The sequence below is a fragment of the Nonomuraea polychroma genome, assembly GCF_004011505.1.
GTDB lineage: Bacteria > Actinomycetota > Actinomycetes > Streptosporangiales > Streptosporangiaceae > Nonomuraea > Nonomuraea polychroma.
The window spans coordinates 8,955,833-8,971,942 of sequence record NZ_SAUN01000001.1; the positions used below are offsets into that span (position 1 = coordinate 8,955,833).

12 protein-coding genes are annotated in these 16,110 nt (G+C 71.3%); 10 read left to right on the forward strand and 2 right to left on the reverse strand.

Annotated elements, in window-relative coordinates; translation table 11 throughout:
* Window positions 1-239 precede the first annotated feature (239 nt).
* Window positions 240-722, reverse strand: a complete 483-nt coding sequence (locus EDD27_RS41185; protein WP_127937204.1) for a hypothetical protein — start codon at window positions 720-722, stop codon at window positions 240-242.
* A gap of 170 nt (window positions 723-892) precedes the next feature.
* Between EDD27_RS41185 and EDD27_RS41190 the strand changes: the two genes are divergently transcribed.
* From EDD27_RS41190 to EDD27_RS41235, 10 genes are all read left to right on the forward strand, one after another.
* Entirely contained in the window at window positions 893-4,102 is a 3,210-nt protein-coding gene (locus EDD27_RS41190; RefSeq protein WP_127937205.1) for an ATP-binding protein, read from the forward strand.
* Between the two features lie 111 nt (window positions 4,103-4,213).
* Entirely contained in the window at window positions 4,214-6,727 is a 2,514-nt protein-coding gene (locus tag EDD27_RS41195; protein WP_127937206.1) for a glycoside hydrolase family 9 protein, read from the forward strand.
* Window positions 6,728-6,802: 75 nt separating this feature from the next.
* Entirely contained in the window at window positions 6,803-7,126 is a 324-nt protein-coding gene (locus tag EDD27_RS41200) for a PadR family transcriptional regulator (protein WP_127937207.1), read from the forward strand.
* Window positions 7,123-8,085 carry a hypothetical protein gene (locus EDD27_RS41205; protein WP_127937208.1) on the forward strand — a complete coding sequence of 321 codons (963 nt, stop codon included), beginning with the start codon at window positions 7,123-7,125 and terminating at the stop codon, window positions 8,083-8,085. Before EDD27_RS41200 ends, EDD27_RS41205 begins: the two co-directional genes overlap by 4 nt.
* 33 nt (window positions 8,086-8,118) lie before the next feature.
* Window positions 8,119-8,988 (forward strand): protein-tyrosine phosphatase family protein, encoded by an 870-nt coding sequence (locus EDD27_RS41210; protein WP_127937209.1) that lies wholly within the window; start codon window positions 8,119-8,121, stop codon window positions 8,986-8,988.
* Entirely contained in the window at window positions 8,988-9,869 is an 882-nt protein-coding gene (locus EDD27_RS41215; protein ID WP_127937210.1) for a hypothetical protein, read from the forward strand. Before EDD27_RS41210 ends, EDD27_RS41215 begins: the two co-directional genes overlap by 1 nt.
* 9 nt (window positions 9,870-9,878) lie before the next feature.
* Window positions 9,879-11,609 (forward strand): peptidoglycan-binding protein, encoded by a 1,731-nt coding sequence (locus tag EDD27_RS41220; RefSeq protein WP_127937211.1) that lies wholly within the window; start codon window positions 9,879-9,881, stop codon window positions 11,607-11,609.
* Entirely contained in the window at window positions 11,602-12,276 is a 675-nt protein-coding gene (locus EDD27_RS41225; protein WP_127937212.1) for an ABC transporter ATP-binding protein, read from the forward strand. The genes EDD27_RS41220 and EDD27_RS41225 overlap by 8 nt, the downstream gene beginning before the upstream one ends.
* On the forward strand, window positions 12,276-13,454 hold the full coding sequence (locus EDD27_RS41230; RefSeq protein WP_127937213.1) for an ABC transporter permease: 1,179 nt from the start codon (window positions 12,276-12,278) through the stop codon (window positions 13,452-13,454). Before EDD27_RS41225 ends, EDD27_RS41230 begins: the two co-directional genes overlap by 1 nt.
* 77 nt (window positions 13,455-13,531) lie before the next feature.
* Entirely contained in the window at window positions 13,532-14,962 is a 1,431-nt protein-coding gene (locus EDD27_RS41235) for a pyridoxal phosphate-dependent decarboxylase family protein (RefSeq protein ID WP_127937214.1), read from the forward strand.
* Here the strand turns inward: EDD27_RS41235 and EDD27_RS41240 are convergent.
* Window positions 14,959-16,098 (reverse strand): monooxygenase, encoded by a 1,140-nt coding sequence (locus EDD27_RS41240; RefSeq protein ID WP_127937215.1) that lies wholly within the window; start codon window positions 16,096-16,098, stop codon window positions 14,959-14,961. The two genes, EDD27_RS41235 and EDD27_RS41240, sit on opposite strands and share 4 nt — an antisense overlap.
* Window positions 16,099-16,110 lie beyond the last annotated feature (12 nt).

The following is a 16,110-nucleotide window of genomic DNA, read 5'->3' on the forward strand; positions in this document are numbered from 1 at the left end:
GCGGGGCGCCCAAGAGCGGCTCGATCGCGCAGAGCGTGCTCGGTGGGTGCGCTGTGGGCGATCACGCTGCGGGCCAGACACCCGGCGGTCTACGCTCGCGTCGGGATGGGCGACAAGGCGGCCACCGCCAGGGATGTCGCCTGATTCCCGGACGGGACGCTGTTCTGACCGATGCGGCCCCGGGGACGCGTGACGAAGGCCCCGAGGGGACGGGCCGGGGCCTTCGCGCGAAGGGGCGGTTACTGTCCGGTCAGCTTGATCCTTACCACGTACTCGTACTTCGTCGGCTGCCTCCCCTCGAGGGTCTCCGACACGATCTCGGTCTCGCCCTCGTCCAGCCCGGCGCAGGTGGAGCCGCGAGCGACGACGGATCCAAGGCTGTCGCCGGCGCCCCAGGCCGGGCCCTCGGTCTCGCGCAGGTTGAAGCGCACGTCCTCAGTACGCGAGATGATCGCGACCGGGTGCTCGAAGTCGGCGGGGTCCCCATCCCCGCCGGCCCTCATGGGGTGGTACTTGGCATCGAATCTGGGGAACAGGTTCCCCTCGACCCTGAAGCGGAGCTCGTCCCGCCCGTCCCGGTCGGCCACGCTGCCGGCGTCGATGTCGTACAGGGTCACGCGGCACGAGTCGGCCGCGGCGGCCGCCGGGCTCGCCGCCAGAACCGCCGGCGTGACGAGCCCCCCTGCCAGCGCGAGCGCGGCCATCGTCTTGCGAGAGCGCATGTTGTTCCTCCCCGTGTGCTCACGCTTCGCGTCCTTCGCGAAACGCGGCATCAGGGTGCGGGAAGCATCGTGAGCGCATCGTTAGATCGCAGGTCAGTAGCGCAGAGCACACGACCTCGGTAACGGCTGGCACAGCGGGACCGGGGGCCCGTGCCTAGTCTCCTTCAGGTATGGGAGACACCCTTACCCTTCTGCTGCTCGGCACGCCCGAGCTGGCCGTCGGAGGGGCGCCCCTGGGGATCCGCTCCGCCAAGACCCGGGCTCTCCTCTGTTATCTCGCCACCACGCCCGGCGCACGCTCGCGGGCAGAGCTCGCGGCGCTTTTGTGGGGTGAGCGCCCCGACGCCAACGCGCGCGGCAGCCTGCGGCTGGCGCTGTCGGAGCTGCGGAGGGAGGTTGGTGGCTGGCTGGACATCACCCGCGACCACGTCGGCTTCCGCGCCGACGACTCCTGTTTCGTGGACTATTGGCAGCTCACGCGGGCCCCGACAGTGGCCGATGCTCTTCGGCTGTGGCGCGGGGAGTTTCTCGACGGCTTCTCCTTCGGCGACGCGCCCGCCTTCGCCAGCTGGCTGGAGTCGGAGCGGCGGCGGACGCGGCTGCTGCTGCGAGAGCTGCTCGTACGCTCCGGAGCTTCCGCCTCCGAGCACGTCGTACGGCTGGCCAGGATCGTGACGGAGCTGGACCCGTTCGACGAGGAGGCCCACCGGCTGCTGATCGCGTCCCTGGCCCGAGCCGGCAACCGGGCCGCCGCGCTGGCCTGCTACGAGGAGCTGCGCCGCCGCCTTGCGAACGAACTGGGCGTCGATCCCTCGCCGGAGACCCGCGCGCTCAGGCAGGACCTCGCGCCCCGACCCCCGGCAGCGCGCCGCGCTCCGCTGCCCGTCCCCGCCTCGGAACTGATCGGCAGAGAGAGTGACATCCGCCGCCTCCGCTCCCTGTTGTCCCGGGAACGCATGATCACGTTGCTGGGTCTGGGCGGAATCGGCAAGACGCGACTCGCGATCGCCGCGGCCGAAGCCGTCGAGCACGACGCCGCGTTCGTGTCCTTCGCGGGCGTGCGGCCCGACGCGGCCGTGACCACGCTCGCCCGCCGCCTCGGTGTTGATCTTTCGCCCCCCCGTCCCGCCGTGGAGCTGCTGCTCGCCGCCCTCACCGGGCGCTCCATGCTCCTCGTGCTCGACAACCTCGAACACCTGCCCTCCTTCGACCCGGTGATCGGCGACATCCTGCGCGCCGCTCCAGGCGTCCGCGTGCTGGCGACGAGCAGGCGACGGCTGGAGGCGCTCGGCCAGGTGATCGTTCAGGTGGAGGGCCTGCCGGGGCCGGCCGCCGAGGCCCTTTTCGCCGCGCGGGCTCTGAAGGCCCAACCGGGGTTCGACCCGGATCGGGAGGCCCCGCTGGTGGCCGCGATCTGTACCGCGACCGGGGGCCTCCCCCTGGCGATCGAGCTGGCGGCCAGCCTGCTGCGTGCCATCCCCTGCGCCGACCTGGCCGAGCGCCTCGGCGTGGACCCTGGCCTGCTCTCCACCGGCGGCCCCGCGGTCCGCGCCCGGCACGCGAGCATGCGTACGGTCTTCGAGACGTCCTGGCAGCTGCTCGAACCGGCGGGGCAGGAGGCGCTGGCCGCGCTGTCGGTGTTCGGCGGCGGCTGCACGCTGGCGGCGGCCCTGGAGGTGGCCAGGACCACCCCGGAGGTGCTGGTCCGCTTGGTGGACCAGAGCATGATCCATTTCACCCCTTCTGGCCGGTATGCCATCCACCCCCTCATCCAGCAGCTCGCCGCGGCCCATCTGAAGGACCCTCTGGCACGCGAGCGGCACGCCTTCTACTTCGCCCGCCTCCTCGACCGCCACGCCATGGCGCTCCAGGACGGATCGGACGCCGAGGTCACGCGGGTGCTGGGCGCGGAGATGGACAACATCAGGCTGGCCTGGCCGGTGTCCGGGCAGGCCGGCTTCCTGGACCACTACTGGACGCTGTGCCTGCGCTTACGCCTGTACGAGGAGTCGGTGGCGATCGTCCGGCGACACCTCGCCCATACTCCTGAGGCTCCCCACCTGCGTGCCCGCCGGCTCAGGATGGCGGCGGTGAGCGAGCACCAGCTCGCCAGGGAACGCGAGGCCACCCGCCTGGCCGGAGCCGCGCTCGACACCCTGGGCGAGCCGCTGCCGACGTCCCCCGCCGGTCTCGCGGCCGCGTTCATGACCGCCGCCGCCCGGCAGGCCGCGCACCGCCTCCTGCGGCTTCCTCGTACGGATGCCGCAGGGGCCGAGGCCGCGCAGGCCCTGGCGTTGCTGGCCAGGATCGCCTACCACCAGCAGGACCTTCCCAGGATGCTGGTCGCCTCGCTCCGCCAGCTCAACGCCGCCGAGCGGACGGCCGACCCGGCGCTGAAAGCCGAGGCCTACGCGTACGTGGCCACGGCTGCCCGTATCGCCGGACGCCACCGCCTGGCCGCCCGCTACGGCACGCTCGCCGACCATGCCCTGGCGAGCGTCGAGCACCCATCCGACGCCGAGAACCGGGCCCGGCTGGCGCGGGGGATCGACCAGCTCTACTCCGGCGGGTTCGAGGATGCCCGGCGGTCGCTCACCGAGGGACGGGTCAGGACGCTCGATCCGCGGATGGCGGAGAGCTGCGTGGGCATGCTCGCCGAGACGGCACTGTGGCGCGGGGACTTTGCGGCGGCCGCGGACCTGTTCGCCAAGACGGAGGAACTCGCGGTCGCGCGGGTGGGCGACGATATAGGCCGCCACTGGTGCCTGATGGGCCGGGCGGAGGCGCTGCTGCGCCTGGACGAGGTGCCGGTGGAGCGGGTCAGGAAGGTGGTGGCGGCGGCCCGCGCCTCGGTTGAACGGCGCCGCACGCACGAGAAGGAACTGGGTCTCCGTGACGGCCCGGGCATGCGGGCGATCCAGGACCTTCGCCTGCTCACCGCCTCAGCCCGCCTGGAGGCGCGACAGGAGCCGTGCGACGACGGCCCGACCAGGGCACGAAGCGCGCTGGCCGAGGCGCTCGTGCTGGCGGCGCGGCTGCCGTCGGCGCAGCCCGGCATGCTGGAATGCTGGACCGGCCTGGCCGAGCTCCTCTGGAGCATCTCGACCGACCACCCCGGAGCCGACGGCCGGTCGCCCGTCCGTCAGGACCGGGCGGCCGCACGCCTGCTGTATGCCCACCTCTCCCGTTACCTGGTCCGCAATCCGGGCACCGCCGCCAGGATCGGTTGGGCCCGGTCCCTGCTGCTGGCCGCGACAGGCAGACGGAAGGCGGCCCTGCGGGCGGCCGAGCGGGCCATGGCCGACGCTGCGCGCCTGGACGCGCCGTACGACCACCGACGAGCCGAGCTCCTCGCCCGCCGGTTCGGCTCTCACGCATGAAACTTTCACCGTCTTCGAGGGCCGATGGTGCGGACCCGTTGACGCGAGGGCGGCGGGAAAGGAGGATCGGAACGCTCTAGTGGGAGCGCTCCCAACCCTCAAAGGACCTCCATGACCCGATGCCGGGCCGCCTTACTGGCCCTTCTCACCATGGTCGCCCTGTCTCCCGCCACGGCGGCGCACGCCGCGGACGAGGGACCCGAGCAGATCGTGAACGGCACCTTCGACACCGGAACCGCCCCCTGGTGGGGCACCTCCAACGTCACGCTCGCCGTCGACGAGGGACGGCTCTGCGCCGACATCCCCGGCGGCACCGCCAACCCGTGGGACGTCATCATCGGCCAGAACGACATCCCGTTGGTGGAAGGCGAGGCGTACGCCTACAAGTTCTCCGCCTCAGCGACCCCGGCCAAGGTCGGCAGGGCGCTGATCCAGCTGCCCGTGGACCCGTGGACGCAGTATCTGTCGGCCGCACCCGAGATGAGCGACTCGGGCGACTCCTACTCCTACACCTTCACCGCCCCCGCGTCGCTGCCGAACTCCCAGGTCGTGTTCCAGCTGGGCGGCAGCGCCGAGCCCTGGAGGTTCTGCATGGACGACGTGTCGCTCAAGGGCGGCGCGGAGCCCGAGGTCTACGAGCCGGACACTGGCCCGCGCGTACGCGTGAACATGGTCGGCTACCTCCCGACCGGCCCCAAGAAGGCGACCGTGGTGACCACCGCGACCACCGCCCTCGACTGGGAGCTCAAGAACGCGGCCAACGAGACCGTCGCCAAGGGCACGACCACGCCCAAGGGTGTGGACGCCAGCTCGGGGCAGAACGTGCACACGCTGGACTTCAGCGCATACCGCAGGACCGGCAAGGACTACACGATCACGGCGGACGGCGAGACGAGCCGGCCGTTCGACATCGACGCCGGCATCTACGACCAGCTTCCCGCGGACGCGCTGAAGTTCTACTACACCCAGCGCAGCGGCATCGAGATCCTCGACAGCCTCCGGCCGGGGTACGGCAGGCCCGCCGGCCACGTCGGCGTGGCGCCGAACCAGGGTGACGTGAGCGTGCCCTGCCAGCCGGGCGTCTGCGACTACTCGCTGAACGTCAAGGGCGGCTGGTACGACGCCGGCGACCACGGCAAGTACGTCGTCAACGGCGGCATCTCGGTCTACCAGCTCATGGCCGCGTACGAGCGGGACAAGGCGGCCTTCAAGGACGGCCAGCTGAACATCCCCGAGAGCGGCAACGGCAGGCCCGACATCCTGGACGAGGCCCGCTGGGAGCAGGAGTTCCTGCTGAGCATGCAAGTGCCGGACGGCAAGCCGTTCGCCGGGATGGCGCACCACAAGATCCACGACCAGAACTGGACCGGGCTCCCGCTGCTGCCGCACCTCGACCCGCAGCTGCGCGAGCTGCACCCGACCTCGACGGCCGCCACGCTCAACCTGGCCGCGACGGCGGCGCAGGCGGCCCGGCTGTACGCCCCGTACGACGCCGCGTTCGCCGCCAAGAACCTCCAGGCGGCCCGCAAGGCGTGGGCGGCCGCCAAGGCCAACCCGGCGAGATACGCCGACCCGAACGACGGCACCGGCGGCGGCGCCTACAGCGACGACAACGTGACCGACGAGTTCTACTGGGCGGCGGCCGAGCTGTACATCACGACGGGCGAGAAGGAGTTCAAGGACTTCATCCTGGCCTCGCCGCACCACACCGGCGACATCTGGCGTGATCGCGGCTTCGACTGGGGCAACACCGCCCAGCTCGGCCGTCTCGACCTGGCGACCGTGCCCAACGGGCTGCCGGACCGGGCGCGGGTGCGGCAGTCGGTGATCGAAGGGGCCGAGAAGTATCTGGCCGTCCAGAAGGCGCACCCGTACGGCCTGCCGTACAACCCGCCGGACTTCGACTGGGGCTCCAACAACCTGGTGCTGAACAACATGGTCGTCATGGCCACGGCGTTCGACCTGACCGGGCAGGAGAAGTACCGGGCCGCCGTGCGCGAGGGCATGGACTACATCCTCGGCCGCAACGCGCTCAACCAGTCGTACGTGACCGGCTATGGCGAGGTGGCCTCGAAGAACCAGCACAGCCGCTGGTACGCCCGCCAGCTCGACCCCGCGCTGCCCAACCCGCCGCGCGGCACGCTGTCCGGCGGCCCGAACTCCAGCATCCAAGACCCGCTCGCGCAGCGGCTGCTCCAGGGCTGCAAGCCGCAGTTCTGCTACATCGACCACATCGAGTCGTGGTCGACGAACGAGCTGACCATCAACTGGAACTCCCCGCTGGCCTGGGTGTCGGCCTTCCTGGCGGACAAGGGCGAGCGCTCGGACTGCCGGGTGCGCTACACCGCGCACGGTTCGGGCACGTTCGCCGCACAGGTCGTGATCGAGAACACCGGCAGGCGCACCGTGGACGGCTGGAGCCTGCGCTGGTCCTTCCTGAGCGGCCAGCGGGTCCGGCAGGACTGGGGCGCGCAGCTGTCGCAGTCCGGCTCGGTGGTGACGGCCAGAGGAGAGAGCAAGATCAGGGCGGGCAAGTCCGTGACCTTCGGCTTCACCGGCACGAACCCGTGGGGACCGAACCCGGCGCCCGAGGTGTTCCACCTGAACGGCGAACGGTGTAGGTGAGCGTGCACGCCCGGCGGCTCGGGGAAGGCCGCCGGGCGTTGCGCACGCTCCGTTCAACGGAATAATGTCGGCGTCATGCCGAGGGGAACGTCTGAAGTCAGCGAGCCGATGTACTTCGTGCTCACCGCACTGCGCGCCGGCCCGCTGCACGGACACGCGATCAGCAAGTCGATCAAGGAGCTGTCGGAGGGCCGGGTCCAGCCGTCGGTCGGCACCCTCTACGGCATCCTGGAACGCCTGAACGAGCGTGGCGTGATCACCGTGGATCGCGAGGAGGTCGTCAACGGCCGCAACCGCCGATACTTCAGGATCACCGACGAGGGCCAGGCGCTGGTGGAGGCCGAGGCCAGACGGATGCAGGCGGCCGCGTCCCTCGTCCTGAGACCGTCCGCTCCATGACGGTGGTCGAGCCGACCGGCCACTTGCCCGCAGCCGAGCCGACCGCCCCGTCGACGGCCCCGGCCCTCCCCTCGACGCCGCTGGAGCGGCGTTACCGCAGGCTGCTGCTGGCCTATCCGAGGCAGTACCGCGCGACGCACGGCGACGAGTTGCTCGACGTCCTGCTGGAATCCGCCGAACCGGGCCGGTCCGTCCCGGCGCTCAAGGAGGCCTGGGGCCTGCTCGTGGGCGGCGTGCGCAGCCGCGTCGCCCATCAGGCGACGGGCAACGTGTGGGTGGACGGCCTGCACCTTGCGGTCACGGCCGTGGCGGCGGCGAACCTGGCGGCACTGCTGCCGTACGCGGGGGCGTTACCGGTGTGGACGCTGCTGTCGGCGCTGGCGCTGCTGGCCGTCCTGCGGGGACGGGTCCGCGCGGCAGTCCCCCTCACCCTCGCCGTCGGCGTCAAAGCGGTCGCGATCGCGAGCGGGGAGCAACCGTTCGACGTCACGCTGCTGCCCGTCCACCCGTCGTGGCTCGCCGACCGGGCCCTCTTCGCGGACAGCAGCCCATTCGCGGTGGCGGCCGCATACGCCGTGGTGCTGGCCGGCCTGGTGGTGCTCGCCTCGGTGCCTCGCCCGGCGCTGCGGGCCAGGTCGTGGTGGTGGTGCGCGGCTGTTCTCGCCGCGGCGTGGGCCGGTCCCGCGTGGATGGCCGAGGAGACGTCGTACCCGCTCGGGCTGCCGAGGATGGCGGTGGAGGCGGCAGCGTTCGGGCTGGCGGCGGCGGGCTGTTACCTGGCGCGCGACCACCGGTGGGCGCTGGCGTGCGGCATCTACCTGCTGGCCGCCTCCGGCCAGCTGATCATCCATGTCGAGCAGTTGACCAGGCAACACCTCGCCTATTGGGGTGTGCTCGTCGTGCTGGCCGGATGGGCCGCCGTCGCGCCCTTCCGTCACCGGCGGCATTGTCTGGATTGACCATGCTTCGTTAAACGGAGTATGGTCATCGGCATGCCGAACAGACCCCTGTTTCTGGCCGTGCTCTGCCTCGTCGGGATGGCCGGATGCGCCTCCACGACGCAGGCGCGACCCGCGCCGGAGACGACCAGCGGCAGCCCATCCGATCAGCCGCAACGCATTCAGTCAGCCATCGCCGACTGCATGAAGCAGAAGGGCTTCAAGTACGTCGCCTGGGTCCCGGATCCGAAAATCGACGACCAATGGAAAAAGGCCGTCTCGGGCGACTACGCGGCGATGCGCAAGCAGCGCCAGGAAGAGGGCTTCGGCGTCTTCTTCCTCCTCGCCCACCCGGACCGCAAACGCGCGATCTGGAGCGAGACCGACAGTCCCAACTTCGCGATCAAAAATGAGCTCTCTCCGGCTCAGCAGGCCGCCTACGGCAAGGCGCTCACCTCCTGCAGGACACAGGCGATCAAGCAGATCAACGGCCGCGTCGTGAAGTCCGACGAGGACTGGGCCGAGCAGGAGAACCAGATGCTCAAGCAGACGCTCGACCGCGAGCTCAACGGCGATCCCCGGCTTGTCGAGCTGGCCGCCGCCATGGGTGACTGTCTCAAGGGCAAGGGCTATCGCGTCGACTCCGTCAGGCCGGTGGACATGAGCAACCGGGGCTGGAACGAGTTCGAGGACAAGAAGAAGCGGATCGCCATGAACGACGACATCCCCGAGAAGGGCCTGCCCCGCGGGCGATACTTCGAACCGCGCCTCGCGCCGGCCGCCGCCCGTCAATACCTGGCCAAAGAGGTCCAGGCAGCCCTGGACGACCTGGAGTGCGGCAAGAAGTTCTACGCCGCCTACCTGCCGAAGAACACCGAGATCAGCGAGCGGGTCGTCCAGCAGTTCGGTGGAGGGGCGTTCTGATGAGGCCCAGGAGAACGTTCCTCGCCCTGGCCGCGGTGGCCGTTCTCAGCGGCTGCGGGGGCGCCGCCGAGAGCGCGCCGCCATCCCCGACCGCCGGGGACAAGAAGCACCAGCTTGAAGCGGCCAAGGCGGACTGCATGAAGCAGAAGGGCTTCAAGTACGTCGCCTTCGTGTCAAAGCAGAAGTGGGCCCTGCAGGACGACAAGCGCGATTCCGGCGACTACTCAGTAATGCGGAAATTTCGCGAAAAATATGGGTTCGGCGTGTTCGCCATGCACGTCTACCCCAAGGAGTTCGGCAACCCGGCTGTCAAGCCCGACAACCCCGAGATCAACCCGAACTGGGCGATTCAGTCCTCGCTGTCCAAGACCCAGATGAGCGCTTATCGGAAGGCGAGCGACGCCTGCATGGCCGTGGCGGTCAAGCAGGTGCTCGGCCTGGACGTGAAGTCGGACATGGACTACTACGCCCAGTTGAACAAGGCCTCCAACCGGGCGATCGAGAGCACCCTCAATTCCGATCCCCGGCTGGTGGAGCTGGCCTCCGCCATGGCCACGTGCCTGAAGGGCAAGGGCTACTCCATCTCCGACACCACGCCGAAGGCCCTGTCCGAGCGGGGCACGAAGCAGTTCGCCGATCAGGAGGACCGGCTGGGACGGGCCCAGCGTGACGACATACCCGATGTCCCGCCTCCGTTGAAGGAGGGCGAGATCCCGATGAGGTACTCGCCGACGCTCACCCCTGAGGAGGCCAGGCCGTACCTGGCCAAGGAGATCAAGGCCGCGCTCGACGACCTGGAATGCGGCAAGGACTTCTACGCGGCCTACCTGCCGAAGGATCTCGCCATCCAGAAGCAGATCTACGAGCAGTTCGGCATGTGACGACCGCTCATGACCTCACCACGCAAGCTACTCGTCACGGTCATGGCGGGCGTCGTGGTCGTCGCCGCGATCGGCTGGGCGCTGAGCACACGGCTGCGCTCCCCCGCCGACGAGGCCGCCCGCCGCGCCGCGCCGAAAGCCTCGCTCATCACCGCCGCCGTCGAGCGCCGCAAGCTCGTCAGCACCGTTGTGGTCAGCGGCACGCTGGAGTACGGCTCCCCACTGCCGATCAGCCTCGCCGGGGCCGTCGGCGGCACGTCCGAACTGCAGCGTGCCACCCGGGCGCCGCGCAAGGGCCGGCTCGCGGAAGGCGCGGTGCTGATGGAGGTCAACGGCCGCCCGGTGTTCGCGCTGCGCGGCCCGGTGCCGATGCACCGTACGATCGCGCCCGGCGCCAAGGGCGACGACGTCGAGCAACTGCAGGGGGCGCTGCGCAGGCTGGGATACGGCGGGCCGCGCTCCGGCGTGTTCGACCGGGCCACGATCGCCGCCGTCACCAGGATGTACGCGGCGAAGGGCTACGAGGCCCAGCAACCGTCGTTGACCGACCGTCAGACGTACGACACGCTGCGCAAGGCCGTGCAGACGGCGCAGGAGACGCTCGCGACCGAGAAGAAGGCACTCGACGAGGGCCGTGACGTGCTCCCGTGGAAGCTCAAGGCCCGCAACGCGAAGGCCGACCTGGCCGCGGCGCAACGGGCGCTGAGACTGGCCGAGTCGCGGCGCCTGACGCCCGAGGACGAGACCAAGCTGGCGGCGGCCGACGCGGCGGTGCGGGCGGCGGAGGAGAAGCTGCTGGAGGCCGAGCAGGCGCTCGACGCGGCCAGGAACCCGCCCAGCAGCACCCCCTCCGCCGCCCCCGGAACCACCGCCCCGCCGTCCACCGCTGCCCCGGCCGCCGACACGCGGCTTCTCGAGCTGCGCGTGGCCAACGCCAGGGAGGATCTCGCGGCCGCCCGCGCGACGCGGCAACGCGTTCTCGAGGAGGCCGAGCAGGCCCGGGAGACCAAACTGGAGGAGCTGCGCAAGGCCGTGCGCACCGCCCGGGAGACGCTCGCCACCGCCGAGCAGGCGCTGCGCCAGGCCAGGCGGCTCTCGCCGACCCGGCTCAAGGTGGCGGGCGCCGGGAAGGACGTGGCGGCGGCCAGGGCGATGCTGGCCGAGTTCGCGCGTACGTATGGGACCTCCGTCCCGCCCGGTGAGGTGGTGTTCCTGCCCACGTTGCCCGCGCGGGTGGACAAGACCGCGGTGAAGGCGGGGCAGCGGATCGAGGACGAGGTCGCCACCGTCACGGGGTCTTCCTTCATGGTGACGGGCTCGGTCGAGGCGGCCGAGTCCGAGCTGCTGCGGCCGGGCATGGAGGCGGTGATCGAGCTCGACACGGGCAAGACGCACCGGGCGCGGCTCACCGCGGTCGGCGAGCGGGCCAGAGTGCCAGGTGCCGAGGAGCCCGAGGACGGGGCCCAGCCGGTGTTACTCACGCCGGGCTCGGCGAAAGGGCTGCGGGCGGGGACCCCGGTGACGGCGAGGGTTACGGTGGGCGCGACCGAGAAGCCCGTCCTGGTGGTGCCGGTGGCCGCCGTGATCACCGGGGCCGACGGCAGGGCCCGTGTCCGGGTGGAGTACGCACCCGACCGGACCAGGGACGTCGGCGTACGCACCGGCCTGGCCGCGGACGGGAACGTCGAGGTCGCCGGCGCGCTCAAGGAGGGTGACCGGGTGGTGGTCGGCGATGGCTGAGCCGGTCATCGAGCTGCGCGGCATCCGCAAGGACTTTCCCGCCCAGCCGCCGGTCAGGGCCCTGGACAACGTCTCGCTGCGGGTGGACCGGGGTGACTACCTGGCGATCGCCGGCCCGTCGGGGTCGGGAAAGTCCACGCTGCTCAATGTGCTGGGCCTGCTGGACCGGCCGAGCGCGGGCAGCTACCGCCTCGACGGCGCCGAGACCACGACGCTGCGGGAGGGCGCCAGGACCAGGTTGCGCGGCGAGCGGATCGGCTTCGTCTTCCAGTCCTTCCACCTGCTCTCCCACCGCAGCGTGGCGGAGAACGTGATGCTCGCCGAGATCTACCACCGGCGGCCGCGCAAGGGGAGGAGGGAGCGGGCCCTGGCGGCGCTGGAGCGCGTCGGGCTCGGCCACCGGACGGGCTTCCCGCCCGGCCGGTTGTCGGGCGGCGAACGCCAGCGCGCGGCCATCGCCAGGGCCCTCATGGGCGAGCCGTCGCTGCTGCTCTGCGACGAGCCCACCGGCAACCTGGACAGCCGCAACACCGAGGCCGTGCTCGACCTGTTCGACGAGTTGCGCGCACAGGGGCTGACTCTGGTGGTGATCACCCACGAGCGGGAGGTCGGCGAGCGGGCCGCCCGGCGGGTCCGCATCACCGACGGCGTGCTGACGGAGCTCTGATGCACATTCGCGATCTCGCCGGTGAGGCCCTCGCGGGGCTGCTCGCCAGGCCCGTGCGCACGGCGCTCACCACGCTCGGCACCGTGCTCGGCATCACCACGCTGGTCGTCACGCTCGGCGTGGCGGCCACGGCGGGCAACCAGATCGTCGGCCGCTTCGACGAGCTGGTCGCCACCGCCATCACGGTGGAGGTGCCGGAGTCGGAGAACGTCCCGCTGGTGGAGTGGGACGCGATCGACCGGCTGACCCGGTTGCGCGGCGTGGAGTCGGCAGCCGCCGTGGCCGAGTCGAAGGACGGCGCGAACGTCTCGGTACGCGCCAACGCCATCGTGGACCCCACCAGGGTGACCGCGCAGACCCTGACGGTGATGGCGGCGACCACCGGCCTGCCGGAGGCGGCACGCGGCAGGATCGTGCGGGGCCGGTTCTACGACGCTGGGCACATCCGGCGCGGCGACCGGGTGGCGGTGATCGGCGACCAGGCGGCCAAGATGCTCGGGATCGGCGACCTCGACCGGGCGCCGGCGATCTTCGTCGGCGGGCACGCGTACACCGTCATCGGCATCCTGGGCGACCTGCGCCGCGAACGGAACCTGAGCACCGCCGTGATCGTGCCGCCCACCGTCGGCCGCCGCTTCGGCCTGCGCGACGTCACCAGGGTGCTGGTCAACACCAGCCTGGGCGCCGCGGGCCTGATCGCCGGGCAGGCCCCGGACGCGCTCAGCCCGGGGAACGGCGACATGCTGCAGGTGATCGCCCCGCCGAGCCCGACGCGGGCGAGGGACCAGGCGCAGGCTGACGCCAACGCGTTGTTCCTGATCCTCGGCCTGGTCTCGCTCGTCGTCGGCGCGGTCGGCATCGCGAACGTCACGCTCGTCACCGTGATGGAGCGGATCGCCGAGATCGGCCTGCGGCGCTCGCTCGGCGCGGCCAGGCGGCACGTCGCCGCCCAGTTCCTGCTGGAGTCGACGCTGATCGGGCTGGCGGGCGGGGTGATCGGCGCGAGCCTGGGCGTGGTGACGGTCGTCGGCGTGTCCGCCGCCAAGCAGTGGACGCCGCTCCTCGACGTGCGCCTGGCGCTCGCCGCGCCCGTCGCGGGGGCCGTGGTGGGCCTGCTGGCCGGGCTGTACCCGGCCCTGCGGGCGGCCAGGATGGAGCCCGTGGACGCGCTGAGGTGATTGACCACGACAGGTGGCCGAACTATGTTCGGGCGCATGACACCCGTGGGCGGCGGGGCCGTGAGCAAGGAGCCTGCGTGAACCTCCCCTTCACCGGACGGCCCGTCGAGGACCTGCTGGCCGAGGTGGCCAGGCTCAAGCAGCACGACTTACCGGTGCGGGGCGGCCAGGTGACGGCCTACGTCTACGACACCGGGCGGGCCGAGGTCAACGACGCGGCGGCGCGGGCGTACTTCGAGATGCTGGAGGTCAACTGCCTCGACCCGACCGCGTTCCCCAGCGTGGTCGAGATGGAGCGGCAGGTCGTCGGCGCGGTCGCCGACGTGCTCGGCGCGAGCTCCGGCGGGCACGGCATCTTCACGAGCGGCGGCACGGAGTCCATCATGCTGGCCGTGAAGGCGGCCCGGGACTCCCTGGCCAAGGACCGCCCCAACCTGGTGGTCCCGGTCACCGCCCACCCCGCTTTCCACAAGGCCGCCCACTACCTCGGGGTCGAGGTCGTCGCCGTGCCGGTGGACCTGGACACGTACCGGGTGCGGGCGGAGGACGTGGCGGCGGCGATCGACGACGGCACGATCCTGGTCGTCGCCTCGGCGCCGTCCTATCCGCAAGGCGTGATCGATCCGATCGAGCAGGTCGCCGCCGTGGCGTCTGCTGCCGGCGTGCCCTGTCATGTGGACGCGTGCGTGGGCGGGTGGCTGCTGCCGTGGCTGCGTGCCGCGGGCGCGGCCATCCCGCCGTTCGACCTGTCCGTGCCCGGCGTGACCTCGATCTCCTGCGACCTGCACAAGTACGGGTACGCCCCCAAAGGCGCCTCGGTCGTGCTCTTCGCCGACCCCGCGATGCGCCGCAAGGCGTACTTCGCCTCGGCCGGCTGGCCCGGCTACACGATCATCAACGCGACCGTCCAGAGTTCCAGGTCGGCGGGCCCGCTCGGCGGCGCCTGGGCCACCCTGCAGGCGCTCGGCCGGCAGGGGTACGAGGAGCTGGGCCGCGTCACGCTGGAGGCCACGACCCGGCTGCGTAAGGGCATCGCCGCGATCCCCGGGCTGCCGGTGCTGGGTGAGCCGGAGTCGTCGCTGGTGGCCTTCGCCGGGGACGGGATCGACGTGTTCGTGCTGGCGGACGAGGCGCGGGGCCGGGGCTGGTTCCTGCAGCCGCAGCTGTCGTACGCCGGCATCCCGGCCAACCTGCACATCACCGTGACCGGGGTGACGCTGGCCGGGGTCGACGCCATGCTGAAGGTGATCGCCGATTCGGCCGCGGCCGCCCGGGAGCGCGGGCCCGTCGTGTTGCCCGATGGGCTGGTCGAGTTGGTGGCGGGCCTGGATCTGGAGGCACTGGACGACGCGACCTTCGCCGAGCTGGCCGCGTCCGTGGGGGTGGACCTGCGGCCAGGGGCGGGACAGCCGGAGATGGCGGTGGTCAACACAGTCCTGGACGCGCTGCCGGCGGCGAGCAGGGAGGCGGTCCTGGTGCGGTTCCTCTCGGTGGTCTACGGATCCTAGGCCTGGGACACGATGGCGATGCCGAGGCACATCTCGTCGCTGGTGCCGTCGCCCCACACCACATACCGCGGCGGCTGGTTCTGGAGCTGCGGCAGCAGGGCGCGCAGACCGGCGTCGTGCGTGCAGGTCACCCGGACGACGTCGCCCTTCTTGAGCTGGACGGGCGCGGGGAGCACGCGAAGCGACTGGTCGTCGAAGTTGTAGTCGGGGACGTCCAGCAGCGTGCGAGCGCCGGGTGCGCCGGGGTTCAGCTCGACCTTGATGGCGCGGCCGAGCAGGTGCATATGGCCCGCCAGGGCATGGACGGTGGCCGGGCCCTGGACGGGCAGGTCGCAGTGCTGCGTGGGGCCGGGCTCGGCGGCGCGGCAGAACTCGGCGAGTCCGGCCAGCTGGTCCTCGATCTCCTTGCCGAACCTGCCGATCACGTCCTTCACCGCGGCGGCCCGGTCGCACAGCGGGCCCGATTCCTTCGGCGTGCAGGGCAGCTCGACCGGGGCGGGGAACAGCGCGGTCTCGAGCGGCGTCAGCGACTGCTCGGTGAGACGCAGCCGGATCCCCGAACGATCGGTGCCCGGCTTGCCCGCCGCGCCCAGCAGGTTGTAGTGAACCTGCATGACGAGCTGGCTACCCGGCGGCAGCTCGTATCCGTACTTCGCGTCGAGGAGCGTCTCGTTCGTGCCGGGCGCCCAATGGGCCACCCAGGACGCCTCGTCGACGCCCGAGTCGCCGAAGCAGGTGTAGCCCTGACCGGGGGTGGCGGCGTCGAGGTCGCGGGCCCGCGCGGCCTGCTCGGGGTTGAGCCGGAAGAAGATCGCGTGGTGGACGAGGTCGGTGTTCTGGGGCTGGAACTGGGCGCCGGTCAGGAACATCCGGTTCGCCAGCTTCGGGTCGATGAGGAAGCAACGGTAGTCGTCCGTGCCGCCGTTGGGCGGGCCCGGCGTGTACGGCTCCGCCATGGTCAGATTCACGAACCGTTCGCCGGCCCGGAGCGGGGCGGCCACGGGCGTGGACGTGGCGGTGTGGCCGGAATGGCCGGCGTGCCCACCCGCCGGGGTGGCGGTGGTGGAGCGCCCGCCACATGACGCGATCAGGACGGCCGCAACGACCAAGACAGCTGTCCGGGCTAGTCGGTTCATGGGTTCCAGACT

Coding starts and splice junctions, on each gene's coding strand:
- EDD27_RS41230 (WP_127937213.1), top strand. CDS start 12,276: ATGCACATTCGCGATCTCGCCGGTGAGGCCCTCGCGGGGCTGCTCGCC.
- EDD27_RS41225 (WP_127937212.1), top strand. CDS start 11,602: ATGGCTGAGCCGGTCATCGAGCTGCGCGGCATCCGCAAGGACTTTCCC.
- EDD27_RS41220 (WP_127937211.1), top strand. CDS start 9,879: ATGACCTCACCACGCAAGCTACTCGTCACGGTCATGGCGGGCGTCGTG.
- EDD27_RS41200 (WP_127937207.1), top strand. CDS start 6,803: ATGCCGAGGGGAACGTCTGAAGTCAGCGAGCCGATGTACTTCGTGCTC.
- EDD27_RS41210 (WP_127937209.1), top strand. CDS start 8,119: ATGCCGAACAGACCCCTGTTTCTGGCCGTGCTCTGCCTCGTCGGGATG.
- EDD27_RS41195 (WP_127937206.1), top strand. CDS start 4,214: ATGACCCGATGCCGGGCCGCCTTACTGGCCCTTCTCACCATGGTCGCC.
- EDD27_RS41215 (WP_127937210.1), top strand. CDS start 8,988: ATGAGGCCCAGGAGAACGTTCCTCGCCCTGGCCGCGGTGGCCGTTCTC.
- EDD27_RS41190 (WP_127937205.1), top strand. CDS start 893: ATGGGAGACACCCTTACCCTTCTGCTGCTCGGCACGCCCGAGCTGGCC.
- EDD27_RS41240 (WP_127937215.1), bottom strand. CDS start 16,098: ATGAACCGACTAGCCCGGACAGCTGTCTTGGTCGTTGCGGCCGTCCTG.
- EDD27_RS41185 (WP_127937204.1), bottom strand. CDS start 722: ATGCGCTCTCGCAAGACGATGGCCGCGCTCGCGCTGGCAGGGGGGCTC.
- EDD27_RS41205 (WP_127937208.1), top strand. CDS start 7,123: ATGACGGTGGTCGAGCCGACCGGCCACTTGCCCGCAGCCGAGCCGACC.